This is a genomic window from Bradyrhizobium sp. UFLA05-112 (assembly GCF_053572325.1).
In genome coordinates, this window is record NZ_JBANBK010000002.1 from 153,208 (window position 1) to 176,002 (window position 22,795).

Sequence of the window (22,795 nt, forward strand, 5' to 3'; positions counted from 1 at the left end):
GTCTCTTAAGCAAAAAGGCCCCGGTTTTGCCGGGGCCTTTCGAACTTCGTTATCAGCGCGAATAGAATTCGACGACCAGATGCGGCTCCATCTGCACCGGGAACGGCACGTCGGAGAGGCCGGGGATGCGCGCGTATTTCGCGGTCATCTTGCCGTGGTCGACTTCGAGATAGTCGGGAACGTCACGCTCCGGGAGCTGGCTCGCTTCGAGAACGTGGGCCAGCTGCTTGGAAGCTTCCTTGACCTCGATCACGTCGCCGACCTTGAGCTGGTAGCTCGAGATGTTGACCTTGCGGCCGTTCACCTTGATGTGCCCGTGGTTGATGAACTGACGTGCTGCGAAGATCGTGGAGACGAACTTGGCGCGGTACACGACCGCGTCGAGACGGCGCTCCAGGAGGCCGATCAGGTTCTCACCGGTGTCGCCCTTCAGACGGCTCGCCTCGACATAGATGCCGTGGAACTGGCGCTCAGAGATGTTGGCGTAATAACCCTTGAGCTTCTGCTTGGCGCGGAGCTGCACGCCGAAGTCGGAGAGCTTGCCCTTGCGGCGCTGGCCGTGCTGGCCGGGGCCGTATTCCCTGCGGTTCACGGGGCTCTTCGGGCGGCCCCAGATGTTCTGGCCCATACGGCGATCGATCTTGTACTTCGCCTCACTGCGCTTAGTCATCGCGTCCTCTTGATAGAGTTAGGTTGGTTTGAGGAAACGCGCCCTCCTGTGTGACCGGGAAACCCGGCACCGACAGGCCCCATCCCCAAAGCTTCAAGGGACAAGGCCACGGGTCGCGAAACGCTTCGCGGGCCGAAACCGGCCCGCGAGCAGGCGGCTTTTAGGAGAAATCGGGCCGTCCTGTCAATCTTTTACGTTGCCACAGCGCGGATCGGCTTGGGTTCGGCGGCCTGGCGGCTGCCACGCAATTCGGCAGCGATTTCAGTGTTCAGGACCTGTTCCAGCCGGGTCAGGACCCGCGCGATCGGGGCGGCATCGGTAATCCGGTGATCCCAGCGAAGGACGACATTGATGGTCTGGTCCGGCTCGGCCACCCCATAGCTCAGGATGAACGGCCCTGGCGTGATGGCGTGGAGCTCGCCCCCGCCATAGGCCGCGACCGAGGTGACCGAATAGCTGCCAAAAAAGCTGGCGCGCTGGCGGCCGAAATTGAGCCCGATCAGCCAGGCCAGCCGGCGCAGCGGCAGCGGCAGGCGCATCGCCAGCATCATCTTGCGAACCATCGGCACGTCCTGGAGCGGGGCTTCCTTGGCATGCCGGATCAGGACGTCGATCTCGGCCAGCGGCAGATCGTCCGGGCCGGCAATCCGCTGCGCCACCACGCATTCCTCGCCGTCCACGAGGCGAGCGACCGCCACCATCGCCACGCTTTTGGGCAGCTCATAGAAGGTCGGCCACGGCCATTTGGCATAGAGCGTGCGCAGGATCGGTTCATCCCTGGCGACGAGCGCAAAGGCCTTGACGAAGATCGCGGCCCAGCCGGCCGGCACCTTTGCGCTCGCGCGCGCGTCGAGCACGGGGCGGATCTGGAGCGGCCGCGACAGCGAGACGAAGGGCACGCCCATCGAGGCGTGCATGAGGTCGAAGACCATGCGCCGCAGCAGCGAGATTTTCCTGGGTGTACCGCGCATCGTCCTCGGGTTTCCGCGGGCTCAAATCGGTGTGGCGAGTCGATGGTCCGCCCGCTGCCCTGATCTAGCATGAACCAGCCGGGGCGGAGCCAGCGGCTTCATGCACCATGCTCTTCTCAGCCTCAGAAGAAGACCCGCGAATTTCGGTAAAATCATGTCATTTCAATGCTTTAAATAGCTAATTTGATGTGACCTGCTACCGACCTTGAGAATCGCGCGAAGGACGACCTACCGCTTGATACCCTCGAACGCCGCCATGATGCCGCGCTGGAACAGCGACCAGTCGAAGCCGAGCGCAATGGCGCGGTAGCCGCGGTCGATCAGGCGGTTGGCCTGCTCGGCGGTGCGCGCCGCCCCGCCGATCGGCACGCCGCTTTTGAGAATACCGGCCTCGGCCCGGGCGATCAGCTCCAGCAGTTCCGGGTCCTCCATCTGGCCACGCTTGTTGATGGAGGTGGCGAGATCGCCAGGACCGATCACCGCAATGTCGATCCCGGGGGTCGCCATAATCTCGTCGATGCGATTAACCGCCTCGACATGCTCGATGGTGATCATGCAGAGCATCTCGTCGTCGGCTGAAGCCATGTAGTCGGGCATCGATTGGCCCCAGCGGAACGGAGCATGGAAGGGGCCCCAGAGACGATCGCCGCGCGGCGGATAGCGAACGCTGCGCACCGCTTTCTCAGCTTCCGCGCGACTCGTGATCATCGGGAAATTGATGCCGAAGGCGCCGATGTCCATAGGGGCCTTGGCAAGCCAGGGCTCGTTGGCGGCGATGCGCACCAGCGGCGTGCATGGCGTGCCGGTCGTGGCGGCGATCATCGCATGCGCTTCGGTCAACCCGATTGGCCCGTGCTCGAGATCGACGATGATCCAGTCGAGCGAGCGCGCCATGATCTGTACGGTCTGCACGCTCGGAATGGTCGCGATCGCTCCGAAGGCGGGTCGCCCTTCGCGCCAGAGCTGGCGGAGGTGGTTGAGCGGCGTTGATGTGGCTGACATGGCCAGAACCTGCGGGATAGAGCGGCGCAACCTAGCAGCGTGCCAGCGACGCGAAAAGTCAGGCCGGGACGCGCCCGCCGAAGAACGGCGTGAGCGAAGGGCCGAGGCCGTGCGGTCGGCGGGACGTGAAGATCATTTCCGCACCGGTCTGCACGATCTCCGCGGCGCGCGGACCGAGCAGGTCCGAGACGCGGCGCGCGATTGCGGGGGCCGGGTCGATCCAGTCGACCGGCCAGGGCGCAAGTTTCGTCAGCCGGTCGAGCAGCAGCGGATAATGCGTGCAGGCGAGCACAATCGTGTCGGTGCGTGAGGTCGCATCGTCGGGATCGCCGACAAAGCAGGGTTTCAGTTCAGCGAGGATATCGCCGTCGCTGATTGCATGGCCTCCGAGCGCAGCTTCCGCGAGCGAGGCGAGCTCGGGCGAACCGACCAGCGTCACCTCGCAGCCTTGCGCGAAATCACGGATCAAGGCGCGGGTGTATTCCCGTTTCACGGTGCCCTTGGTGCCGAGCACGGAGACGCGCCGGGTTTTCGATTGCGCGCAGGCCGGCTTGATCGCCGGCACCGTGCCGACGAAGGGTACGGAATAGGCCTCGCGCAAATGCGACAGCACGAGCGTGGAAGCGGTGTTGCAGGCGATCACGACGAGCTCGGGATCGTGCGTGCCGATCAGCTCGCCCATCAGCGGCACCACGCGAGCGATGATCTCATCTTCGCTGTGATGGCCGTACGGAAAGAAGGCGTCGTCGGCGACATAGACGTAATGCGCATCGGGGCGCGCCGCGACGACCTCGCGCAACACGGTGAGCCCGCCGAGGCCGGAATCGAACACCAATATGGTTGGGAAGTCTGCCACGCGGTTACCCTAGCCTTGCCATGGTTACCATTCGGTTTTTGGGGCGCTTTTGCGGCGGACGCGGGTGCGACCCAATTTTGAACGATTCAAATCGCCTCGATTGGGCTCGCCCGCTATCAGATCGCAGCCATGCTGCACCGCAGTTGGGGACATCCGCATTTATTCCGGGGAGCCGACATGATCAGAAACACCAATGCCGGCTGGGGCAGTATCTCCCGCTGGTTTCACTGGATCCTCGCGGTCGCGATCATCGGCATGATCGGCTTCGGCTGGTGGGTCAACCATGTCCCGGCGAGGCCCGACCGCTTCTTCTACCGCTCGATCCACGCCGACATCGGCTATGTGGTCCTGCTGCTCACCGTCATTCGCCTGGCCTGGCGCATAGGCAACCCGACACCGGCGCTGCCGGATGACAGCCGCCCCTGGCAGAAGTTCGCCGCGCGCATCAGTCACGCCGCGCTCTATCTCGTCGTCATCCTGGTCGCGATGCTCGGCTGGGCGCATTCCGGCGCGCATGCGCCCGTCTACTCCAGCTTCTTCGGCCTGTTTCACGTGCCGCAGTTCACCTCTCCCGACCGCGAGGCAGCGCGCGCCTATGAAGACCGCCACATCCTCTTTGCCTATGTGCTGCTGGCTCTGATCGTGGTTCACGTCGCCGCCTCCGCCTGGCACCACTACATCCGCCGCGACCGCGTCGCGGTGCGGATGCTGACGGAGGAAGCGAAGGCGGGGTAGGGGGCGCAAAGTCGCCCGGTCGGCCTTGTTCGTGCGCCTGCGCATCACCGGGACCTACGCCTCGTTCTCGTGGCGTATTTCGCCCGAGCTTTGCTCTTGGGGGCAGAGACGGCATGCTCATGCGCGACTCATGCAGGAATTCAAGATTTCGGTAAAACATAATATCTTTGCCTTTGGGGCTTGAGAGCGTTTCGTCCTGATCGGTGGTCTGACAGGTTCGCGCTTGCCTCAACCAACGGTCGAGTGCATGCTCAGGTCTCCGGAATGCTGAGGATCAGGGTCCCTCGAGGTGGGCTATGATATTTCCGCAAGATCCAGATATTGTGATCGAAAAGGACGTTCACGGCGTCATCAGGGAGCTTCGCCACTTGCAGGCACCCGCGAAGGGTGAGCCCGGTGAACCCGCCAAGCAGGCTGCGCTCGACTATCTGACGTGGGCATCTCAGCGTGAACGACCGTTGTTGCCGCTCAGTCGGGAAGATTTGGCCTATCTCAGCCATACGATCGGCGCTGACGAGACTTCACGATCCAGCGAGTCGCGATTCGCCTGGGCAGAACCGCGTGAGTTGCGCCGGAATGACCACCTCGAGACGACAATCGTCTGGGTCCGGCAAACAACTCCCGTGAAGAATTCTGACCTTGTCGTCGATATTCAAGGCAGCAGCATTCGTCTCGTCGTCAATGATGGCCCCGACGATCAACCACAAATCACGAGCGCGCGCCTGACGACACTCGGAAATGCCGAATTGTCGATCGACGTGGAGAGTGTCGAGAAGCTGATTGGCAAGTTGAAGCCGACATGGGCCGATGCGTTGGATCCGGATGTGGCTCTCAAGCTGTTCGGTTCCGCGCTGGGCCTCGATGGCTCGGCCGGCGCGGTCATCGATGCACGGCTCGTCGCTTATGAGCGGCATGGACGGAAAACCGCCGGGGGCGACGTCAGCTTGGGTCTTGCTGCCAGTGCCACGGTTTTCCTGCCCGTGGGCAGTGGTGACTCCATTGCGCATCGCGTGCTGGTCGACGTCGTGAGCGGCCAGGCCGTTCGCAAAGCGCCGATCGCCTCGGCGTGCCTCGGATCTGTTTTCTCGATCGATCCGGACAGCAAGGAGGGCAACTTCAAGGCCCGCCATGACAGCGGCGACAATCTGCTCGATCCGGAACGCGACTCCGTCACATTGCTGGATCTCAACTACGCGAGCGGCGGACGTCGCGCCCTCACCGGGCCGCGCGTTTCGGTGCTCGATCCATCTGCGCTCGGCAAGTACTACGACCCTCCGACTCAGAGACCTCCCTTCGAGTTTTCGGCCCGAACCAACAATTTTGCTGCAGTCAGCGCCTACTATCATTGCGACTCGATGATGCGGCTGGTCGAGGGGTTCGGCTTCAGTCTTCAAGACCATTTTGGGAAGGTGGCATTGCCTTTGACGGTCGAACATCGTGCCAAGATGCTGTCGGGCCCCGGAGCTCGTGACGGCCGCGGCATCAACGCCTATGTGACACCTTTCCGCGCTGACGCGCTGTTGCCGCAGTTGGACGTCAGGATGTTGTTTGGGCTTGCAGATTTTGCGGACACCTGGAAGAACCCACTGGGACTTGCCGCCGACGCGCGTTTCGTCTGGCACGAGTTCTGCCATGTTCTGATCCTGGCCGCGACCGACTCGACCGAATTCGACTTCGCACACAGTGCCGGCGATGCGCTCGGCGCGATCATGTCTGATCCGGCATCGAAGCTTGGAGCCCCCTGGCGCGGGGTGACGTTTCCCTTCGTCCAGTTGCCGCTGCGACGTCACGATCGCAAGGTTACCGACGGATGGGGGTGGAGCGGCACGCTCTATGAGAAACCCGATCCCACCTATCCGCCGCGGGACCCGGCCGGCTACAATTCCGAGCAGATCCTGTCCAGCACCTTGTTCGGCCTGTACCTTGCCGTCGGCGGTGACGCGGTGCGCCCCAACGCGGCTGATGAGCTGGAGCCGGATGTGGGCGCGCGCAAAGCGGCCGCGAACTACATCGCCTATCTCATCATACGTGCGATCGCTTCACTTGCTCCCGTCAGCACACAGCCGACCCGCGAGGCGAGTCAATTCGCCACCGCCTTGATGGATGCCGACGTCGGTACGTCCTACATCGATTACAACGGATCGCGTCGACTGGGCGGCATGCTGCACAAGGTCGTGCGATGGGCTTTCGAACAGCAAGGTCTGTACCAGGCGTCATTGACGGGGCGACACGACGGTCCGGGCAGTGCGCCGTCGATTGACATCTACATCGATAGCCCCCGCGGGGGAGGATATGAGTACCATTACGAGTGGCAGGCCGCCAAAGACGCTGTCTGGATCCGCTACGCGGCGGATGACGGGACGGACGATCAGGATCCGCCGCGCGCAGGGCAAACAAATTATGTTTACGTCAAGCTTCACAATCGCGGCGACCAGCCGGCGGCCGGGACTTCGGTGGTGGTTTTCACGGCGCTCGACGACGACGTCGCGACATGGGAGACCGCGGGCCAGTGGCAGCAGCTTGGAAACGAAATCACGGGAAGCGTGCCCGCTGGTGGCGAGGCGACGTTCGGGCCTTTCCCATGGACACCGCAGTCGGGCTCCCGAAATGGTCTGCTCGTCCGTTCGACGGCGGCAGGTGACCGCAGCAATATCGATCCCGGGTCCAATCTTGCATGCGCTGCCGGTCCGGTGAACTTGGCCGATCTTGTTCGGGCCGACAACAATCTCGGCTACCGCGAGTGGATAATCCAGTAGAAACTTCGGCCAGGCTCGCCGTTCTCGCCGCGATACGCGATCATGGTCCCGGAGCAGGAGGGAAACCAGGCAGCGTGTCGCTCGTTCCCGACGCGATCGAAGCGTTCCATTCGTCACGGGCTTTCCCGATCAGATCCTGGATGTCATCGCAATAATTGTCGATCAGGTCGATGCACGCGGAGGCAATATATTTGCCTGCAGCGCTGTCGCTCGCATAGTGCACGCCCGCTCGCTCGCGGTTGAGTGCAACCCGCGCGGCCAGCCAGTCGAGCTGATACTGATAATCGGGCGCTATCTTTGCAAGGAGCCCCGACAACAGCCAACTTTGCAGCGAATGGCCGCTTGGAAACGAGGCGTGCGCAGGCGGACCAAACGACGGCAAGAGGCCCGGGCAGACGTATGATGGCCTCGGGCGCAGGTATCGCTTCTTGTAATAGGCCGCCACGATCTGCCCGATCCGTACCGCGAGATTCATGACCACCAGGGTCAGGAGATGCTGATGTCCGTTGACGGCCATCAGGCTCACCCAGTAACCGGGCGCGTTATCATGCTGCGCCACGATCTCGCCCATGTAGCGTTCGCGGTCGGTCTGCATGAGCAGCTGAAGCTGGGTAATTTCCGCCTTGACGAAGGCTTCGAAAGTCGTCGCGTTCGACGGCTGCCAACCGAGGAGGTCCGCGGGCAGGGCGATAGACTTCCAGTTGGTCGCATCGACGAACTCGGTCAGGTAGAGCAACGACAGGACATCCGGGTCCCACGGTCCAACTCTGTTCTGCCAGGCTTCTTTGGGCAGCAAATCTTCCGGAAAGCTCGGATCGACGTTAGGCCCAAGGTCGAATTGCAGGGTCAGGGGTCGGAAGCCGAGTTCGGGCGGCGTGGCGCCGAACGCCATGCCCATCCCCATACCCATGCCCATGCCCATACCCATTCCCATACCCATGCCCATTCCCATTCCCATACCCATTCCCATGTCGTCCTCCTCCAGGGTTGTTCTGCCGAATACGTTGACCGTCGCTGGGAAGCGATCAAGCACCAGGACGCGCTTCGTCAGGCGCGCTAGCGGGGCAATCCGGCCTTGATGAATCGCTCGGCCATCAGTGCGCGCCGCTCCGGCTGCTTGATCGGGTACCAACTAATAAACTTCTCCACCGAAAACGCTGGGTCGATGTTGAGGAGCCTGGCGCCGACCTCACGTGCCTGATCGAGCGACCCCGCTGCGACAAGACTCGCCACAAGAAGTCGCAAATTTGCGACAAATTGCGGGGCTGCCGCCATGACCTTCGTGCCCCAGTGCACGGCCTCGTCAAAAGTCTCATTGGTGTAATGCGCGTTGGTGAGCGCCGATTGATAGAAATAGGCATACGGGTCCAGCGGCGACAGCGATATTCCGTAGGAAGCGCGTGCGACCGCACGCGGTCCATCGCCAAGATAGCAATATGTCGAGGCGCTCAGCGACCAGGCGATCGCCGAATTGGGCGTTCCGCCGATGGCGCGATCGAAGGCATCGAGAGCGCGATCGTAGGAGCCGAACAGAAAGGAATGGACGTGCCCGAATATCGCGAGTGCCAATGGGTCCGACGGTTCGAACTCGAGCGCGCGTGACGCGAGGCGCAAGGCCTCGCGGGAATCGGCTTTGAAATCCGTGGTATGCCCTTCGCCAATGTGCAGGATGTACCACTTGGCCATCAGGGCGTAGGCGGTCGCATATTCCGGATCATGCTCCAGGGCCTTCTCGAACAGCATTCGTGCCGCAAGCATTTCGTCGTGACCGAGACGATACAAACGATACATGCCCTGGAGAACAAGGTCGTAGGCGTTCATACTCTGCGGTGCCTTGCGCTCGGCACGCTTAAGCTCCGAGATATGAATGTGCGGAAGCAGAGCGTAGGCGATGCCCGTCGCAATCGTCTCCTGCACGTCGAACAACTGGGTGATCGACGACTCATATTGGTTTGTCCACAGTACGGAGCGCGTGTCGACATCGATGAGCTGGGCTCGCATTCGCAGCAACTCGCCGTGCCTTCTGAGCGTGCCCGTGACGAGATACCTCACGCCCAGTCGGCTGCAGATGGCGGCCGGATCGGCGGTCGGATCCGTAAAGCCGAGCGTGGACGTGCTCGAGACGACGAACAGCTCGCGAATTCCCGCCAGCGAGGCAACGATGTCATGGGTGATGCCCTGTGCGAGATAAGCATCCTCTGCATCAAGACCGAGCATGTGCAACGGCAGGACCGCTACTGACGGCTTGTGCCCATGGGAAATCGAGACTGTCGGAGCCCGCAATTCTCGATGCGCGATCTTGAACGCGCGGATGCGCCGCTCGATGTTCTTGAGAGTCAGGAATCCGAGATCCGCGGCCTGGTATTCCAGCTGCTCCTTGACCTGATCATGGATGGTCCCCGAAATGACAACGCCGCCGGGGGCGGCGAATTCTTGGAGGCGGGCCGCGATGTTGACCCCGTCGCCGTAAATGTCATCGCTTTCGGCGATGATATCCCCGAAATTTGCGGACATGCGCAACTGCAGATCTTCGGTGGGGTCAAGTGACGTTGCGGCCAGATCGCGTTGCGTGTCGAGCGCAAAGCCGACCGCGTTGACCGGACTTCCAAATTCAAGAAGCAAGCCGTCACCGGTGCTCTTGATGACCTCCCCACCATGCTCTGCAACGCGAGGCTCGATGACGTCGGCTCGCATCGACATCCATCGTCGATGGGTACCGGCCTCGTCCCTTCCCATGAGGCGGGAATAGCCGACAACGTCGATGAAGACCGTGGCAGCGATACGTCTCTTTGGCCGGCCCTTGTCCGAGCCGTCTTCATTGAACGTGTTGTCGACTCTGATCATCACAGGCGCAACAACTTTCATACAGGCCCCGATCGCGTAGCGAGGCTCAAGGACTGTAGCAAAAAGCGGTTGGAAGGGAAATGCTGTGGGCATGCACGGCTCGGTTGACCTGTGCCGGCCGTGCCGCTCGTTCAATCGCTTGCCCGCGGAGGGAGCGCAGGAGGCATCATGACACTACCCATGTCATTGGCATCTTGATCGGCGCCGGCAGCGTCGTGCCACAATCGTATATTCGGGCCAGACAATAGACGAACCGGTTCAAATCGGGACCGGTGCCGTCAGGTGCGAATCGTAGGGTGCGGCGGCCTTGCCGCCGCTCACCTGAGTCACGCGATCCGGTTCGTGGTCGTCGCTCGCTCCGCCTTGAGCTGTTCCTGCAAGCGCGAGATGTTTTCGAGCAGGCGCTGGCTGGCGAGGACCAGGAAGTAATAGCCGAATTGCGGGTCCTGGAAGTAGATCTCGAGCAGTCGTTCATAAGTGATGGTCAGCACCTGGCCGTCCTCGATGCACTCCACCGTTCCGGTGCGCTGGTTGTTCGGCGTCAGGAAGCCGAGCTCACCCATGAGGCGGCCAGGCGGGATCTCGATGTTGATCTCCTTGACCAGAAACTTTCCAGTCACTGTCAGGAACATCTCGTTGGCGGGGTCGTGGATCTTGAAGAGGGTGTCGCCATGGCGGTATTTGCGCTCGGTCATGAAAGGCTTCAGCCATTCCATCGACATGTCGCCCTGCGTCGCGTGGCGCGCCTTCTTCACGAGCTTGAGCATCTGGCGGAGGCGAACGCCGTTGATCGGGACCAAGAGAAGATACAGCAGAAAGGTCGAGGTATTGCCCGACAGCAAGCCGTAGATAGCGAACAACGCGCAGCCGATCATGTTGGCGACCCGCAGCGGCACCATGGTCTGCATCAGAAGCGTCGCGACGAAGAAGACCGCGCCGACGACGGCGAACAGATTGGCCAACGTGATGTTGGCCAGGAAGATTTCCAGCAGGCGGTTGAACAGGGCGTCGTAGGTGATGTTATTGGGATCGAGGCCCATTTGCATCAGGATCTTCGCGACCCTGAGATTGTCCGCGGCCGTATCGAGAATGCGGTTCAAAATCGACGAGATATCTGCGCTGGACGCCATCATATTTCCTCACGCCTCAAGCCGACGGTGCTTTTAGGATACGGACAATCGAAATCGATCGTTTGAGTAAGGTGACCGGCGGATTCGATGCAAGCGGCCAATTCTAGCCCGCGCGCCGGTTTCGGCAATCGTCCCCTCGTCGGACCCGAAAAGTCGGTCTGACGGGGAGGGGAGGAACGGACCCCATTCGAGGCCGTTAGCACCGAAAGCAATGTCCGGTGAGCCGTCATGTCCGATTCTTGCGACTATTTTCGTGAGCACGCGATTGCGGCCACCCGCAAGGCGCGTGCCTTGCCGGCGGGACCGGCAAAGCGCAAGCAGCGAACCGTCGCGCGCGTCTATCATCTCCTGTCCAGGGAGGCGGCGTTCGCGCCCAATATCCATCATCTGGATGAGTTTCGCGCGGGGCGGCGCCTGGAGCGGCAGATCACGGGGACCGGTTGACCGCCGGGAAGCTCGTGATGCCCGACCGACGCGCAGATTCGCGCACGTGACCACCATCTCTGGGAAGAAGCCGGGCGGCCGGAGGGCCGCGCCGGCCAGTTCTGGCATCGCACTGAGCGCGCGAGGCCGACGATGGTCCGGAGGAAATGACCGGACCGAGGCCTGCCAACTTGCCTGCGCGGCCGTCTTACAACTGGAGTAGTCGTCAGCGCCGTGTGCTGCAATTCTGTGCAGCGGTTGGATGACGGCCTGGCGAATGCGACAGCAAATTTTGCAGTCTGGAAATCCCCGTCCCGACCATTATGCTCGTTGCGCGGCTGGCTGCTGCATCGCCGCACCGCGAGGGGGATGGCATGCGCACAACATCGGTCGGCGTCGTTCGCATTGCCACCAAAGGGCCGGGCGACGTTGCAGGCCTTTTGGAAATGATCGGGCAGGGCGAGATCGATCCGAAGGCGATCCTCGCGATCCTGGGCAAGACCGAGGGCAATGGCGGCGTCAACGACTTTACGCGCGAATATGCCGTGGCGGCGCTCTGCACAGCGCTGGCGCCGCATGTTGGGCTGGAGTCTCATCAGGTCGAGCAGCGCATCGCCTTCGTGATGTCCGGCGGCACCGAAGGCGTGCTGAGCCCGCACATCACCGTCTTCACGCGCCAAAGCATCGCGCCGAGGCCGGCTGCTCTTGCCGGAAAGCGGCTCAGCATCGGCATGGCACAGACCCGTGATTTCCTCCCCGAGGAGCTCGGCCGCAACCCGCAGATCGGGGAAACGGCCAAAGCGGTGGTGTCAGCCATGGCGGATGCGGGTATCACGGAGCCGAGAGACGTGCATTTCGTCCAGATCAAATGCCCGCTGCTGACCAGCGAGCGCGTCGAGGCGGCCTCCGCGCGCGGCAGCACAACCGTGACGACAAGTGCCTACAGCTCGATGGCTTATTCGCGCGGCGCCTCCGCGCTTGGCGTCGCGGTGGCGCTGGGCGAGATCGAGGACGGGATCCGCGACGAGGACGTGCTACGGCGGTTCGAGCTGTTTTCGTCGGTGGCCTCGACCTCGGCGGGGATCGAATTGATGCACAACGTCGTCATCGTGCTCGGCAACTCCGCGTCTTCGGCAAGCCCGTTCGAGATCGGCCATGCCGTCATGCGTGACGCCATCGATGCCGCTGCCGTGATCGAGGCGCTCGTAAGCGTGGGGCTAAAGGCGGGATCGACGACGGATACGGGCCGCGAGCTCGTCAATATCTTCGCCAAGGCGGAGGCCTCGCCGAACGGCAGCGTCCGCGGCTTTCGCCACACGATGCTGGAAGATACCGACATCAGCGCGACACGGCATGCCCGCGCCGCAGTTGGCGGCCTGATCGGCGGTCTTGCAGGAAGCGGCGCCGTCTACGTCTCCGGCGGGGCCGAGCATCAGGGGCCTCCGGGCGGCGGCCCTGTTGCCGCCATCGTGCGGGTCGCTGACGATTCCGATTGAGCGGGGCGGAGCGAGTATCCCCGTGCTGGTCGGTGTTCGGCCGGACGGCGGCCAAGGTAGCTCGTTCACTTCGCGGCGCTGTTCACGCTGCGAAGGTGGATCGACACGGCAGCCGAATTGAGCGTCGGACCGGAGCCACTCACGAGGTCGCTGCGCAGTGATGGCGAAGCCGCGTGAAGCGCGAAGATGATGGCAATCTGGGTCCGGTTCTGAAGGCGGTATTTGCGCATGATGTTGCCGATATGCGCGCGAACCGTATTTTCGGAGATCTTGAGCTCGTAGGCGATGTTCTTGTTCTGCATGCCGCGAGCAATCAGCATCATGAGCTCGCGCTCACGCGGTGTAGGTGTGATCGGTACGCTTGTATTCATGACCAATTCCTCCCTGGCATGAAGGTTGATGTGACCATCCCGGCATTTTTCTCACTCCACCTTGAGCGCTTCGATCGGACTGAGCTTGGAAGCCATGTGGGCGGGATAGAACCCGAAGATCACACCGGTCACGGCTGAAAATCCAACGGCGAGGCCGATCGACTGCATGTCGATCGCAGTGACCCAGCCGGCTATTCGCGCCACCGTCATCGACAGCGTGACGCCGCCGACGACGCCGATGGCGCCGCCAAGAAGACAAAGAACGAGGGCTTCACAAAGAAATTGCAAACGAATATCGCGCATCCGGCCGCCGAGCGCGCGGCGAATTCCGATCTCGCGGGTGCGTTCGGTGACGGAAACGATCATGACGTTCATGATACTGATGCCGCCGACGAGGAGCGAGACCGAGGCGATCGCGAACAGCAGCAGCGCCACGGTGCGGATGGCACCTTGTTGCGCCTCCATTGCGGCCGCGGGATCCTGCACCTTGAAATCGTCGGCCTGGCCTGCGGGAATCCTGTGCCGTTGCCGCAGCAGGCCTTCGATCTCGCTGGTCGCGCCCGCCATCTGGGTATCGGAGGCGACCTTGACGAGGATATAGGCGATGGCGTCCCGGTTGATACCGCTCGCACTGCCGAGAAAGCGCAGCTTGGCGGTGGTCAATGGCACGAAGGCGACATCGTCCTGCGACGGCCCCTTGGGATCGAGCACGCCGATGACTTCGAGCGGGACCTGCATGATTCGGACTTGAGCGCCGATCGGATCGTCGCCCGGCGCGAACAGCTCTTTGGCGGCGGCACTGCCGAGAATGACGACCTTCGCGGCGTTCGCTTCCTCGGCCGCGGAGAAGTATCGACCGGATGACAATTGCCAGTCGCGCACCATGAAGTGCGAAGTGGTGGTGCCGTTGATCGTGGTGTTCCAGTTCTTGGCTTCCCGGATGACCTGCGCGGTGCCTGCAACCGAACCGGCCGCGGTCTGGATCTCCGGAATCTGATCGAGGATCGCCTGCACGTCGCCTTCGGTCATCGTCAGCTTGGTGCCGGCCTTCATGCGAACGGCGCCCTGTTGAATAGCGCCCGGCATGATCATCAGCACGTTGGAGCCGATCGAACGGATCTGCTCCTCGACGCGAAGCTGCGCGCCCTTGCCGATGGCGAAGACGGTGACGATCGAGGCCACGCCGATCACGATACCAAGAATGGTAAGGATGCTGCGCAGCGGGTTCAGGCGCAGCGCGTGAAGGGCGGTCTGAAGGGCCTGATATGCTGTCATGATGCCCAGACCTTGCTCGGCACTGGATCACGCACCTCATCCGCGACAACCTCGCCGTCATGCAGGCGAATGGTTCGTTCGCAGCGCGCGGCCACGCTGGAGTCGTGGGTGATCATCACGATGGTCTGGCCGCCGTCGTGGAGTGCGTCGAACAGCGCCAGAATCTCGGCGCCGGTCCGGCTGTCCAGCGCGCCGGTCGGTTCGTCCGCGAGTACGATCGCCGGTGAGGCGACGAGCGCCCGCGCGATCGCTACGCGCTGCTGCTCACCGCCGGACAGTTGCCGCGGAAAATGCCGCGCTCGGTGCAGCATGCCGACCGCCTCGAGGCACTCTTCGGCGCGCAGCATCCGCTGCTTGTGGCGGATGCCGCCATAGACGAGCGGCAGCGCTACGTTCTCAACCGCGTTGTGTCGCGCGAGCAGATTGTAGGATTGGAACACGAAGCCGATGGAGTGCGCGCGCAGCTCGGACCTGCGGTCATCAGGCAGATCGGCGACGTCGCCGCCCTCCAGGAGGATCGCGCCCTCGCTCGGACGATCGAGCAATCCGATCATGTTCATCAGGGTCGATTTGCCGGACCCCGACGGGCCCATGATGGCAAGACTTTCGCCGCGCCTTATGTCGAAGCTGACGTCGCGCACCGCGGTCACCGCGATGCCGTCGGTGCGGTAGGTGCGGCAGACCGATCTGAGGCTTACGAGTGCGGGGTGAGCGGTCATGATCCGAACCTTATTCCAAGCAGTTCCATCCCCGCGGGCCGGATCGCCTGACCGACCGCGACCTGGCTGCCTTCCGTCAGGTCGCCACTCTTGAGCGCGACCTGCTCGGCACCGTCGGTGCCGACCGTGACCGAGATGCGCTTGAGCGAGCCCGATGGCGTGCGCAACCATACGCCGTCCCGGCTTTGGGAAGTGGATGGCTGCGTGCCGCCCGGCTGGAACCGCAGCGCGGCGACCGGTATCTTCAGGACGTCGTCCTGGCGGTCGACCACGATCTTGACGAGCGCGGTCATGCCGGGAAGCAGCGCGCCGTCGAGGTTGGAGGTCGACAGCACGACGGTATAGGTGACCACGTGCTGCTGCGTCTGCGGCGCCTTGCGGACCTGCCGCACGATCGCTTCGAAGCGCCGGTCGGGATAGGAATCGACCGTGAAGTGCGCCCGTTGGCCGGCGGCGATGCGTCCGATATCCGCCTCATCGACCTGGGCGTGGATCTCCATGTCCTCGAGCCGGTGCGCGACCAGAAAGGCGGTTCGCGCCTCGAGGCCGACCGCGAGCGTCTGGCCCTCGTTGATGAACCGGCCGACGACCACGCCGTCGATCGGAGAGCGGATGATGGTGCGGTCGAGATCGGCCTCGGCAGCGCGGAGGATGGCCTCCTTCTCCGGCACCGCCGTCCTCGCCTGCTGGAGCTCGGCCTCGATCCGGCGCACGTCGGCGGTAGCGCCTTCGACGGCGTAGGCGTTCAGCGTCACGAGGACCTCCGCCTCGCGCTCCTGTGCGAGGCGCGCGGTGAAATCGGTCTGCGCATCCTCGACCGTCGTGGTCGCCACCACGTTCTGCGACTGCAACGCCAATTTGCGCTGGAGTGTCCGCTGTGCTGAGGCCTTGACGGCCTGCGCGCTGTCGAGCTTGGCCGCCAGGACCGCCCTCGTGCCCTTGGCGTTCTCCAGGTCGATCTTGCCGCGGTCGAGCTTGGCCTGCTCCAGCTCGATATTGGCGCGCGCCATCTCGATCGCCGCCTTGGCCTCGTCGACCTTGGCCGCAAAGCTCCGCGGGTCGATCTGTGCCAGCGGCTGATCCTTCCGCACATTGTCGTTGAAGTCGACGTAGACCTTTGAGATCTGCCCCGACAGTTGCGAGCCCACCTCGATCGTCTTCACCGGTTGAAGCGCGCCGGTCACGGTGATCGTCTGCTCGATGCTGCCGCGCTGGATCGAGGCGTAGCGGAACATCGGCGCGTCGGAGCCGAAGGTCGGGGTTTCGCGTATGGTGGGCAGGATGGACCGCGTCGTTGAGTGATAGGCGCGTCCGGCTTCGTTTGCGATCCAGCCGGCGGAAGAGCGCAGGTCGGCGGGATCGATGGCAAAAGCCGCCGCAAATGCGGAGGCGCCACCCAACACAGCGAGGATTGGCACAAAACGCATATTGAAACCCCGGCCTCATTAAAAAGAAGACCGTCAGGCACAATTCGCACCCTCACGCACAGGTAGCAATTCCCGCGCTCTCGCTTGACGGTCCAGCAATATGTCGTCGGTTCTAGGTCCCTGGACGTGTGTGCTCCATGAAACAAACGTCAAGTTGTGAGGCGCCGATCCGCCACTTTTGAGATGATGGATATACTTCGGGATTCGACACGACCTTGGAATCGATCTTTTTCAATCACTAATTGCAAGATGTGCTATAGTGCGGTTGGGGCTTGCGCCGGTAGGGCGCACTGATTTCTGCTCGTGTACGAGAACCCACCATGGGTACATGTGCGACACGGCAGCGGCTTCAGCACATTCGTCGCACGGAAGCTCGGCCTTCCGCATCAGCAGCGCTGCGTCGTGTCAGCGACGATGCTGTGATCTCACGTAAAATCGAAAACAATAATCGCCGTCGAATGCGACGCACGTTTCGGCGCCTGCAGATGCGGCGCGTTGTCATCGATCTGTCGCATCGAAGGGAAGGAGCGCAGGAAGTGTGAACTGGCCCACAGCAATGTCACGCCGCTGCACTAGGATGATTTGCTGATTGCCTGCGAGGGAACCCGGCGCTGATCGGTTCTCACGACAAAAGTTATTGGACGAGGAGACTTTGAGTCATGGCAACGAGTCCTGCAACGATTTATGTGATCGACGACGATGAGCAAATAAGGATCTTGCTTGGAGATCTCTGCCATGATGCCGGACTTGATGTGAAGCTGTTCGGCTCGACCGACGAATTCCTGGCGGAGCAGCTCTCCGATGGTCCGTCGTGCCTGGTGCTCGACGTTCGCTTTCCCGGCACCTCGCCGACCGGGCTCGATCTGCAGCGAACGCTGGCCGACTCCGGAGTCCTGGTTCCGATCGTATTCATCAGCGGCCATCCTGATGTCCGAGTCTCTGTGGAAGCGATGAAGCGCGGCGCGGTGGAATTCCTGCCCAAACCGTTTCGTGAGCAGGAGTTTCTCGACGCGGTGCGGCTCGGCGTCGAGCGCGATCGCAGGCGGCTGGAGCACGACCTCGTCGTGCGCGAGGCCCGACGGCGCTTCGAGGAGCTGACGGTGCGCGAGCGCGACATATTGCTGCTGATGGCGGAGGGGCTGGTCGCCAAGCAGATCGCGGGCAGGCTGAATGTCAGCGAGGTGACGGTGAAGGTGCACCGCGCGCGCATGATGCGGAAGCTGCAGCTGCGCTCACCCATCGAGGTGGTGAGGCTCGTCGACAGCATCAGGCCGAACGTTGCGACGGCACGCCGAGGCGCCGTCGTATTGAATGGAGTGGAAGTCGCACGCGTCGCATCTAGTCCGTCCGGACTAGCATGAACCTCAGTCTATCAAGCCCCGCATCGACGGTTCACAGTATCCCGCATGATGTCGCAGAGTTTTGCATACGACATCGCTCACCGCTAACCTTGGCACGAAAGGGATACTCCATGCGCAAGTTGATTCTTGCCTCCGCCGCACTGCTCGCCCTCACCGCCGGCGCCCGCGCCGACAATACCGCGATCACCGCGCAGGTCGGTCTCGTGAACGGCTCCTCTGTGGACCAGCAGGGTCACGTGAACGACAGCTCGACGACCGTTCAGATCGGCATCCTGAATGGTGCGAGCACCATGCAGGGCACGGCCACGCCGGGTGGGTCGCTCAACAACTCCAGCGGCGTGCTCCAGATCGGCGCCGCCAACGCAGCCGTCACCGGACAAGTTGCCACCCACAATAACACCAGCGGCATCTTCCAGTTCTCCGGCGGTCACAACTTCGCCGCCGTTGGGCAGCTCTCTGGCGGCGTCAACCTCAGCACCATCGTGCAGCACTAAGCCAGCCCCGTACCTCCCTGGGCGCGCCACAGCGCGGGCGCGCCCAGGTCTTGCTCGAAGTTATTGCGATCAGCTCGTTGATGAAACAGCGGATCGATCAGTTGATACTGACGGAGGAGTCACATGCGGATCAACTATCTAGTCGCGACGGTCGTCATGCTCGGTGCGTTGACCTCTGTCGAAGCCAAAGCCGACAACACGGCCAGCGTGTTGCAGTTCGGAACGACGAATGTCTCGTCGACAACGCAGACCGGCCCGGTGAACAATACCGCGACCACGCTGCAATTCGGTGCGAACAACCAGGCGACGAGCGTACAGCTGGGATCACTGACCTCGGTCAATTCGGCGACGATTGGACAGGGCGGCACGACGCCCACCGCGACCAACAATGCCGCAGTCGGTCAGTTCGGCGGCTCCAACACGAGCCTGATCGGTCAGATCGGCTTGAACAACACGGCCGTCGTAGGCCAACTCGGAATCCTGAACGGCTCCACCGTCCTGCAGGCAGCTCCGTGATGAGAGGTCGTGCCGAGATCTCGGCCACAAATGTGGAGGCATGTGATGAACAAGCATCTTCTGGTCGCTGCGATGGCAGCTCTCGTCTCCTGTTGCGCAGTGAACGGCCCGGCACGGGCGCAAAGCGCCGATATCAAGACGATCGTCTCGGTCAACGGGCCGCCTGTCGTCTTGAACCAGAGCAGCCAGACCAACTTGGCCGGCATATTCATGGTTGGTGGCACGACTAGCGCGACCGTCACTCAGAACGGAACCAACAACGCTACGGGCATCCTGCAATTTGGCGGAACGAACTCCGCGTCGGTCGGTCAGACCGGTGCGAACAACCTGGCCTTCGTCGGACAGTCGGGTCAGTCTGCCAGCAGCGCGATCTCGCAACTGGGCAACATGAATTCTGGTGTCGTTGCCCAGTTCGGTGGAATCAACACCTCGAACGTCACCCAAACCAGTCCGTGAGATCCGAGCCTCGTTCGGACGTGTCGGGAGAAAGATTTCATGAGATGGCGAAGTCACATTTGGGCGGCGACCGCGGTCGCCGCCACAGTCGCGGCGAGTAGCGCAGCGTCCGCCGGCACGATCAAGGCCGGTGTGTCCAACGACAAGATCAGCATCGAGACGGTCTTCGGGTTCGGCAATGATCAGACGCCGGTGGTGGTCGAGGAAAACAGCAGCAAGCTCAACTTCGTGCGGGTGATCGAACTGGGCGGTGCGAGTCAGGTCGGTGCAACGATTGTCCAAACCGGTGCGACCAACTATGCTAACGTCATGCAGGCCGGCGGAACGACGAGCGCCGCGATCGGTCAATTCGGCGCGAGCAACACGGCGAACGTCATGCAGATGGGCAATGTTACCAATACGCTGCTCGTGCAGGTTGGGGACATGAACACCGGCGCCGTCAGTCAGGTCGGTCGCTTCAATTGGGCCGCCATCTTCCAATTCGGGCGGTGATCGCAAGAGGCACGCGCATGAAGCTCGTTCTGTTTGCAGCAGGAGTGGTGATGATGGTGTCGGGCGGAACGGGGCCGGCGTCGGCAGGCAACGACGGGGACGGTCATACGACGATCGTGGACGACGCCAACGGCCGGACGGTGATCACCCAAAGCGGAGATCCCGCGCAGGCCGAAGTGCGGGTCGAGAAAGAGCCCGGGCGCACGACTGTCTATCGCAAGAGCGGCGGAAACACCACGGTCGTGACCCAGAGCACGAATCCGGCGGACCTTCCGCCCAATCTGCGTGAATGGTTGCGAAGTCTCTCCGGGCAATGAAGATCGAGGCGTCGCTTTAGAGCATGATGGCAAATGGCTTGCCGACATTCTCCTCGGTGACATGGGCGAAGCGCCGCTGGCCTCGGGCGTTGAAGCGGACGTTCACGATCGGGTCGTGAGTCCTGGAATCGTAGCCCAGTGCGGCGTCGCCGAGGGCGTCACCTTCGATGCTCATGCGTCCTCTCTTCCGGCAGACGGTGCCTGCCACCAAATCTCAGTCACGACCCCAGTCCCTTGGTCCCCCTGTCGGTTGAGGGGGTTCAATCGCCAAATCACCCCTAGCCCCGAGGCGCAGGCCGCCATTCCATTGATGCCGACCGCCCAACAAAACCGGTCAGATGCATCTCTCTAGGGGCCAGCGGATCGAACAACTGGCGGTGGCGCTGGCCGTTCGGAGGGCATGGACGGCGGCCAAATCATCGATCATTCTGTCAGCTCTTGATCCGCGCGGGCGGATCGAGCCCCGCCTGAAAGCAAACTCAAACAAGGCAGGCGGGCACCAGACATGAGGGAGGACGGACGGAATGGCGGGCATTCACGCGCTCGATCGGATCATCGGCGAGGACTATCCGGAATTGGCCACGGACGAGCAGGTCCGTGCCCTCGAGCGGGTGCCTTACGCGGAACGCATCGCGGCCGAAAGCACCTATGATGCGATCAGGCTCGGGGCGGCCCGGAATCCCGATGCGCCGGCGATCCAGTTCCTGTCCAATGCCGATCCCGCCGATACGCCGCTGGTCATCTCGCACCGGGATTTCGTCGCGCGCGTCACGCAAGCCGCCAACATGTTTCACGCGCTGGGCGCGGGCAAAGACGATGTCATCAGCTTCATGCTGCCGCTCCTGCCTGACGCTTTCGTGACGCTGTTCGGCGCGGAGGCCACCGGGATTGCCAATCCCGTCAATCCGCTGCTGGAGCCGCATCAGATCGCGGAGATCCTGGAGGCCGCCAACACCACGATCCTGGTCGCGCTCGGACCGATGCCCGGCACCGACATCTGGCACAAGGTCGAGCAGATCCGCCCGTCCTTGAAGCGCCTCAAGGCGATCGTGCAGGTCGGCGGCGGCGGCGATCCCGCGAACGGCATCTTCGCCTTCAACGATCTTATCAAGCAGCAGCCAGCGGACCGGCTCGTCAGCGGCCGCGAGATTTCCGGCAGCGACATCGCCGCCTATTTCCATACCGGCGGCACCACCGGCACGCCAAAGCTCGTGCGCCACACCCACACTAACCAGGTTTATCAGGCCTGGGGGCTCAACCTGCTCCTGAAGTCGAAGCCGGGTGGCAATCTGCTGTTCGGCATGCCGCTGTTTCACGTCGGGGGATCGCTGACGCAGGTGCTGACGACGCTTGCGGGCGGCGGCTGCCTCGTGGTGCTATCGCCGTCCGGCTGGCGCAATCCCAATGCGGTGCAGAACATCTGGCAACTCGTCGAACGCTTCAAGCCGGAGGCGCTGTCGAGCGTGCCGACCGTGCTTGCGGCGACGCTCGGCGTGCCGCCTGATGGTGCCGACATTTCGAGCCTGAAATTTACCGCCGGCGGCGGCTCGGCGATTCCGGTCGCGGTCGGCTCCGCGATCCAGGACAAGCTGAAGCTCCCGGTGGTCGAGGTCTACGGCATGACCGAGACCTCGAGCGTGCATACCATGGCCTATCCGGACCGCCCCATCCGCCTCGGCTCGGTCGGCCTGCCGATGCCTTACGCTCGCGTGCGCATCGTCAAGCTCGACGCCGAGGGACGGCTCGAGCGCGACTGCGTCGTGGACGAGATCGGTGCGGTGATCATGGCCGGGCCCGGCGTGTTCGGCGGCTATCTCAATGATGCCCACAACATTGGCGCGTTCGTCGACGAGGTCTGGGTCAATTCCGGCGATCTCGGCCGGCTTGATGCGGACGGACATCTCTGGATTACCGGCCGCGCCAAGGACCTCGTGATCCGCGGCGGCCACAACATCGATCCCGCGCCGATCGAGGAGATCATGTTCCAGCATCCGGCCGTCGGCTTTGCCGCCGTGGTCGGCCAGCCCGACGCCTATGCCGGCGAGCTCCCCGTCGGTTACGTGCAGTTGAAGCCCGGTGTCAAGGTCGAGCCGGGCGAGCTGGAGAGCTGGGTACGCGAGCGCACGCCCGAGCGCGCCGCCGTGCCCGTGCAGATCATTGCGATCGATCCGATGCCCGTCACCGGCGTCGGCAAGGTGTTCAAGCCGCAACTGCGCTGGGACGCGGCCCAGCGCGTGTTTGCCAAGGTGCTCACCCCGCTCACGGAGACGGGCATCGATTGCAGGGTGAAGGTCGGCGCGCATGGCAGCCACGGCTCGATTGCGACGGTGACGATTGCGAATGTGCCGGAAGCCAGGCGCGAAGAGGTTGCAGGCGAGGTCCACAAGCTGCTTGACCCGTTCGTGATACGGCATGAGGTGGTGCACGCGTAGGCTTCATCTCGCCAGGAAGGCCGCCTCAATGAGCTGAGGTCCCGGGGGCTTA

The 22,795-nt window shown here is 62.8% G+C and carries 24 protein-coding genes; 12 read left to right on the forward strand and 12 right to left on the reverse strand.

Annotated elements, in window-relative coordinates; translation table 11 throughout:
* Positions 1–52: 52 nt before the first annotated feature.
* The 4 genes from rpsD to murI all read right to left on the reverse strand — a co-directional run bounded on the left by rpsD (position 53) and on the right by murI (position 3,499).
* A complete protein-coding gene (rpsD, locus tag SO180_RS01965) occupies positions 53–670 on the reverse strand; it encodes a 30S ribosomal protein S4 (protein ID WP_018647416.1) in 618 nt (205 codons plus the stop codon).
* Between the two features lie 191 nt (positions 671–861).
* On the reverse strand, positions 862–1,641 hold the full coding sequence (locus SO180_RS01970) for an acyltransferase (protein WP_449377159.1): 780 nt from the start codon (positions 1,639–1,641) through the stop codon (positions 862–864).
* A gap of 228 nt (positions 1,642–1,869) precedes the next feature.
* Positions 1,870–2,643 (reverse strand): HpcH/HpaI aldolase family protein, encoded by a 774-nt coding sequence (locus SO180_RS01975; protein ID WP_449377160.1) that lies wholly within the window; start codon positions 2,641–2,643, stop codon positions 1,870–1,872.
* 58 nt (positions 2,644–2,701) lie between these two features.
* Positions 2,702–3,499: a glutamate racemase gene (gene murI / locus SO180_RS01980; protein WP_449377161.1), complete on the reverse strand. Its 798-nt coding sequence runs from the start codon at positions 3,497–3,499 to the stop codon at positions 2,702–2,704.
* 177 nt (positions 3,500–3,676) lie between these two features.
* On the opposite strand from murI, the gene SO180_RS01985 reads away from it, so the two are divergent.
* Both SO180_RS01985 and SO180_RS01990 read left to right on the forward strand, forming a co-directional pair.
* A complete protein-coding gene (locus SO180_RS01985; protein WP_449377162.1) occupies positions 3,677–4,234 on the forward strand; it encodes a cytochrome b in 558 nt (185 codons plus the stop codon).
* Positions 4,235–4,530: 296 nt separating this feature from the next.
* Complete coding sequence (locus SO180_RS01990; RefSeq protein ID WP_449377163.1) at positions 4,531–6,990, forward strand: hypothetical protein; 2,460 nt, start codon at positions 4,531–4,533, stop codon at positions 6,988–6,990.
* Between the two features lie 40 nt (positions 6,991–7,030).
* Here the strand turns inward: SO180_RS01990 and SO180_RS01995 are convergent, their stop codons facing one another.
* From SO180_RS01995 to SO180_RS02005, 3 genes are all read right to left on the reverse strand, one after another.
* Positions 7,031–8,023 carry a phosphatase PAP2 family protein gene (locus SO180_RS01995; protein ID WP_449377164.1) on the reverse strand — a complete coding sequence of 331 codons (993 nt, stop codon included), beginning with the start codon at positions 8,021–8,023 and terminating at the stop codon, positions 7,031–7,033.
* A 23-nt stretch (positions 8,024–8,046) separates the two neighbouring features.
* Positions 8,047–9,969 carry an adenylate/guanylate cyclase domain-containing protein gene (locus SO180_RS02000; protein WP_449377165.1) on the reverse strand — a complete coding sequence of 641 codons (1,923 nt, stop codon included), beginning with the start codon at positions 9,967–9,969 and terminating at the stop codon, positions 8,047–8,049.
* Between the two features lie 191 nt (positions 9,970–10,160).
* Positions 10,161–10,967, reverse strand: a complete 807-nt coding sequence (locus tag SO180_RS02005) for a Crp/Fnr family transcriptional regulator (RefSeq protein ID WP_449377166.1) — start codon at positions 10,965–10,967, stop codon at positions 10,161–10,163.
* A 225-nt stretch (positions 10,968–11,192) separates the two neighbouring features.
* Here SO180_RS02005 and SO180_RS02010 point away from each other — a divergent pair, with 225 nt between their 5' ends.
* The 3 genes from SO180_RS02010 (at position 11,193) to atzD (ending at position 12,883) form a co-directional block, all read left to right on the forward strand.
* Positions 11,193–11,408, forward strand: coding sequence for a hypothetical protein (locus SO180_RS02010; protein ID WP_449377167.1), 216 nt, complete (start codon positions 11,193–11,195; stop codon positions 11,406–11,408).
* A gap of 36 nt (positions 11,409–11,444) precedes the next feature.
* Positions 11,445–11,558 carry a DUF2934 domain-containing protein gene (locus tag SO180_RS02015; protein ID WP_449377248.1) on the forward strand — a complete coding sequence of 38 codons (114 nt, stop codon included), beginning with the start codon at positions 11,445–11,447 and terminating at the stop codon, positions 11,556–11,558.
* Positions 11,559–11,761: 203 nt separating this feature from the next.
* On the forward strand, positions 11,762–12,883 hold the full coding sequence (atzD, locus tag SO180_RS02020) for a cyanuric acid amidohydrolase (RefSeq protein WP_449377168.1): 1,122 nt from the start codon (positions 11,762–11,764) through the stop codon (positions 12,881–12,883).
* Between the two features lie 65 nt (positions 12,884–12,948).
* Here atzD and SO180_RS02025 read toward each other — a convergent pair whose 3' ends face one another.
* From SO180_RS02025 to SO180_RS02040, 4 genes are read right to left on the reverse strand one after another with little or no spacing between them, the layout of a single operon-like run.
* Positions 12,949–13,254 carry a response regulator transcription factor gene (locus SO180_RS02025; RefSeq protein WP_449377169.1) on the reverse strand — a complete coding sequence of 102 codons (306 nt, stop codon included), beginning with the start codon at positions 13,252–13,254 and terminating at the stop codon, positions 12,949–12,951.
* 51 nt (positions 13,255–13,305) lie between these two features.
* Positions 13,306–14,529, reverse strand: coding sequence for an ABC transporter permease (locus SO180_RS02030; protein WP_449377170.1), 1,224 nt, complete (start codon positions 14,527–14,529; stop codon positions 13,306–13,308).
* Entirely contained in the window at positions 14,526–15,248 is a 723-nt protein-coding gene (locus tag SO180_RS02035; RefSeq protein WP_449377171.1) for an ABC transporter ATP-binding protein, read from the reverse strand. Before SO180_RS02035 ends, SO180_RS02030 begins: the two co-directional genes overlap by 4 nt.
* On the reverse strand, positions 15,245–16,675 hold the full coding sequence (locus SO180_RS02040; RefSeq protein WP_449377172.1) for an efflux RND transporter periplasmic adaptor subunit: 1,431 nt from the start codon (positions 16,673–16,675) through the stop codon (positions 15,245–15,247). Before SO180_RS02040 ends, SO180_RS02035 begins: the two co-directional genes overlap by 4 nt.
* Positions 16,676–17,334: 659 nt before the next feature.
* Between SO180_RS02040 and SO180_RS02045 the strand changes: the two genes are divergently transcribed.
* The 6 genes from SO180_RS02045 to SO180_RS02070 all read left to right on the forward strand — a co-directional run bounded on the left by SO180_RS02045 (position 17,335) and on the right by SO180_RS02070 (position 20,311).
* A complete protein-coding gene (locus tag SO180_RS02045; RefSeq protein ID WP_449377173.1) occupies positions 17,335–18,036 on the forward strand; it encodes a response regulator transcription factor in 702 nt (233 codons plus the stop codon).
* A gap of 110 nt (positions 18,037–18,146) precedes the next feature.
* Positions 18,147–18,530 carry a curlin subunit CsgB gene (locus tag SO180_RS02050; protein ID WP_449377174.1) on the forward strand — a complete coding sequence of 128 codons (384 nt, stop codon included), beginning with the start codon at positions 18,147–18,149 and terminating at the stop codon, positions 18,528–18,530.
* A gap of 123 nt (positions 18,531–18,653) precedes the next feature.
* The gene (locus SO180_RS02055) at positions 18,654–19,046 is read left to right on the forward strand and encodes a curlin (RefSeq protein ID WP_449377175.1); all 393 of its coding nucleotides are present in this window, start codon (positions 18,654–18,656) and stop codon (positions 19,044–19,046) included.
* A gap of 45 nt (positions 19,047–19,091) precedes the next feature.
* Positions 19,092–19,502, forward strand: coding sequence for a curlin (locus SO180_RS02060; protein WP_449377176.1), 411 nt, complete (start codon positions 19,092–19,094; stop codon positions 19,500–19,502).
* Positions 19,503–19,634: 132 nt separating this feature from the next.
* Positions 19,635–19,994 (forward strand): curlin, encoded by a 360-nt coding sequence (locus SO180_RS02065; protein WP_449377177.1) that lies wholly within the window; start codon positions 19,635–19,637, stop codon positions 19,992–19,994.
* Between the two features lie 17 nt (positions 19,995–20,011).
* Complete coding sequence (locus tag SO180_RS02070; RefSeq protein WP_449377178.1) at positions 20,012–20,311, forward strand: hypothetical protein; 300 nt, start codon at positions 20,012–20,014, stop codon at positions 20,309–20,311.
* Between the two features lie 16 nt (positions 20,312–20,327).
* Here the strand turns inward: SO180_RS02070 and SO180_RS02075 are convergent, their stop codons facing one another.
* Positions 20,328–20,486, reverse strand: a complete 159-nt coding sequence (locus tag SO180_RS02075; RefSeq protein WP_449377179.1) for a SecDF P1 head subdomain-containing protein — start codon at positions 20,484–20,486, stop codon at positions 20,328–20,330.
* A gap of 349 nt (positions 20,487–20,835) precedes the next feature.
* On the opposite strand from SO180_RS02075, the gene SO180_RS02080 reads away from it, so the two are divergent.
* Positions 20,836–22,743, forward strand: coding sequence for an acyl-CoA synthetase (locus tag SO180_RS02080; protein WP_449377180.1), 1,908 nt, complete (start codon positions 20,836–20,838; stop codon positions 22,741–22,743).
* The last annotated feature ends 52 nt before the right edge of the window (positions 22,744–22,795 follow it).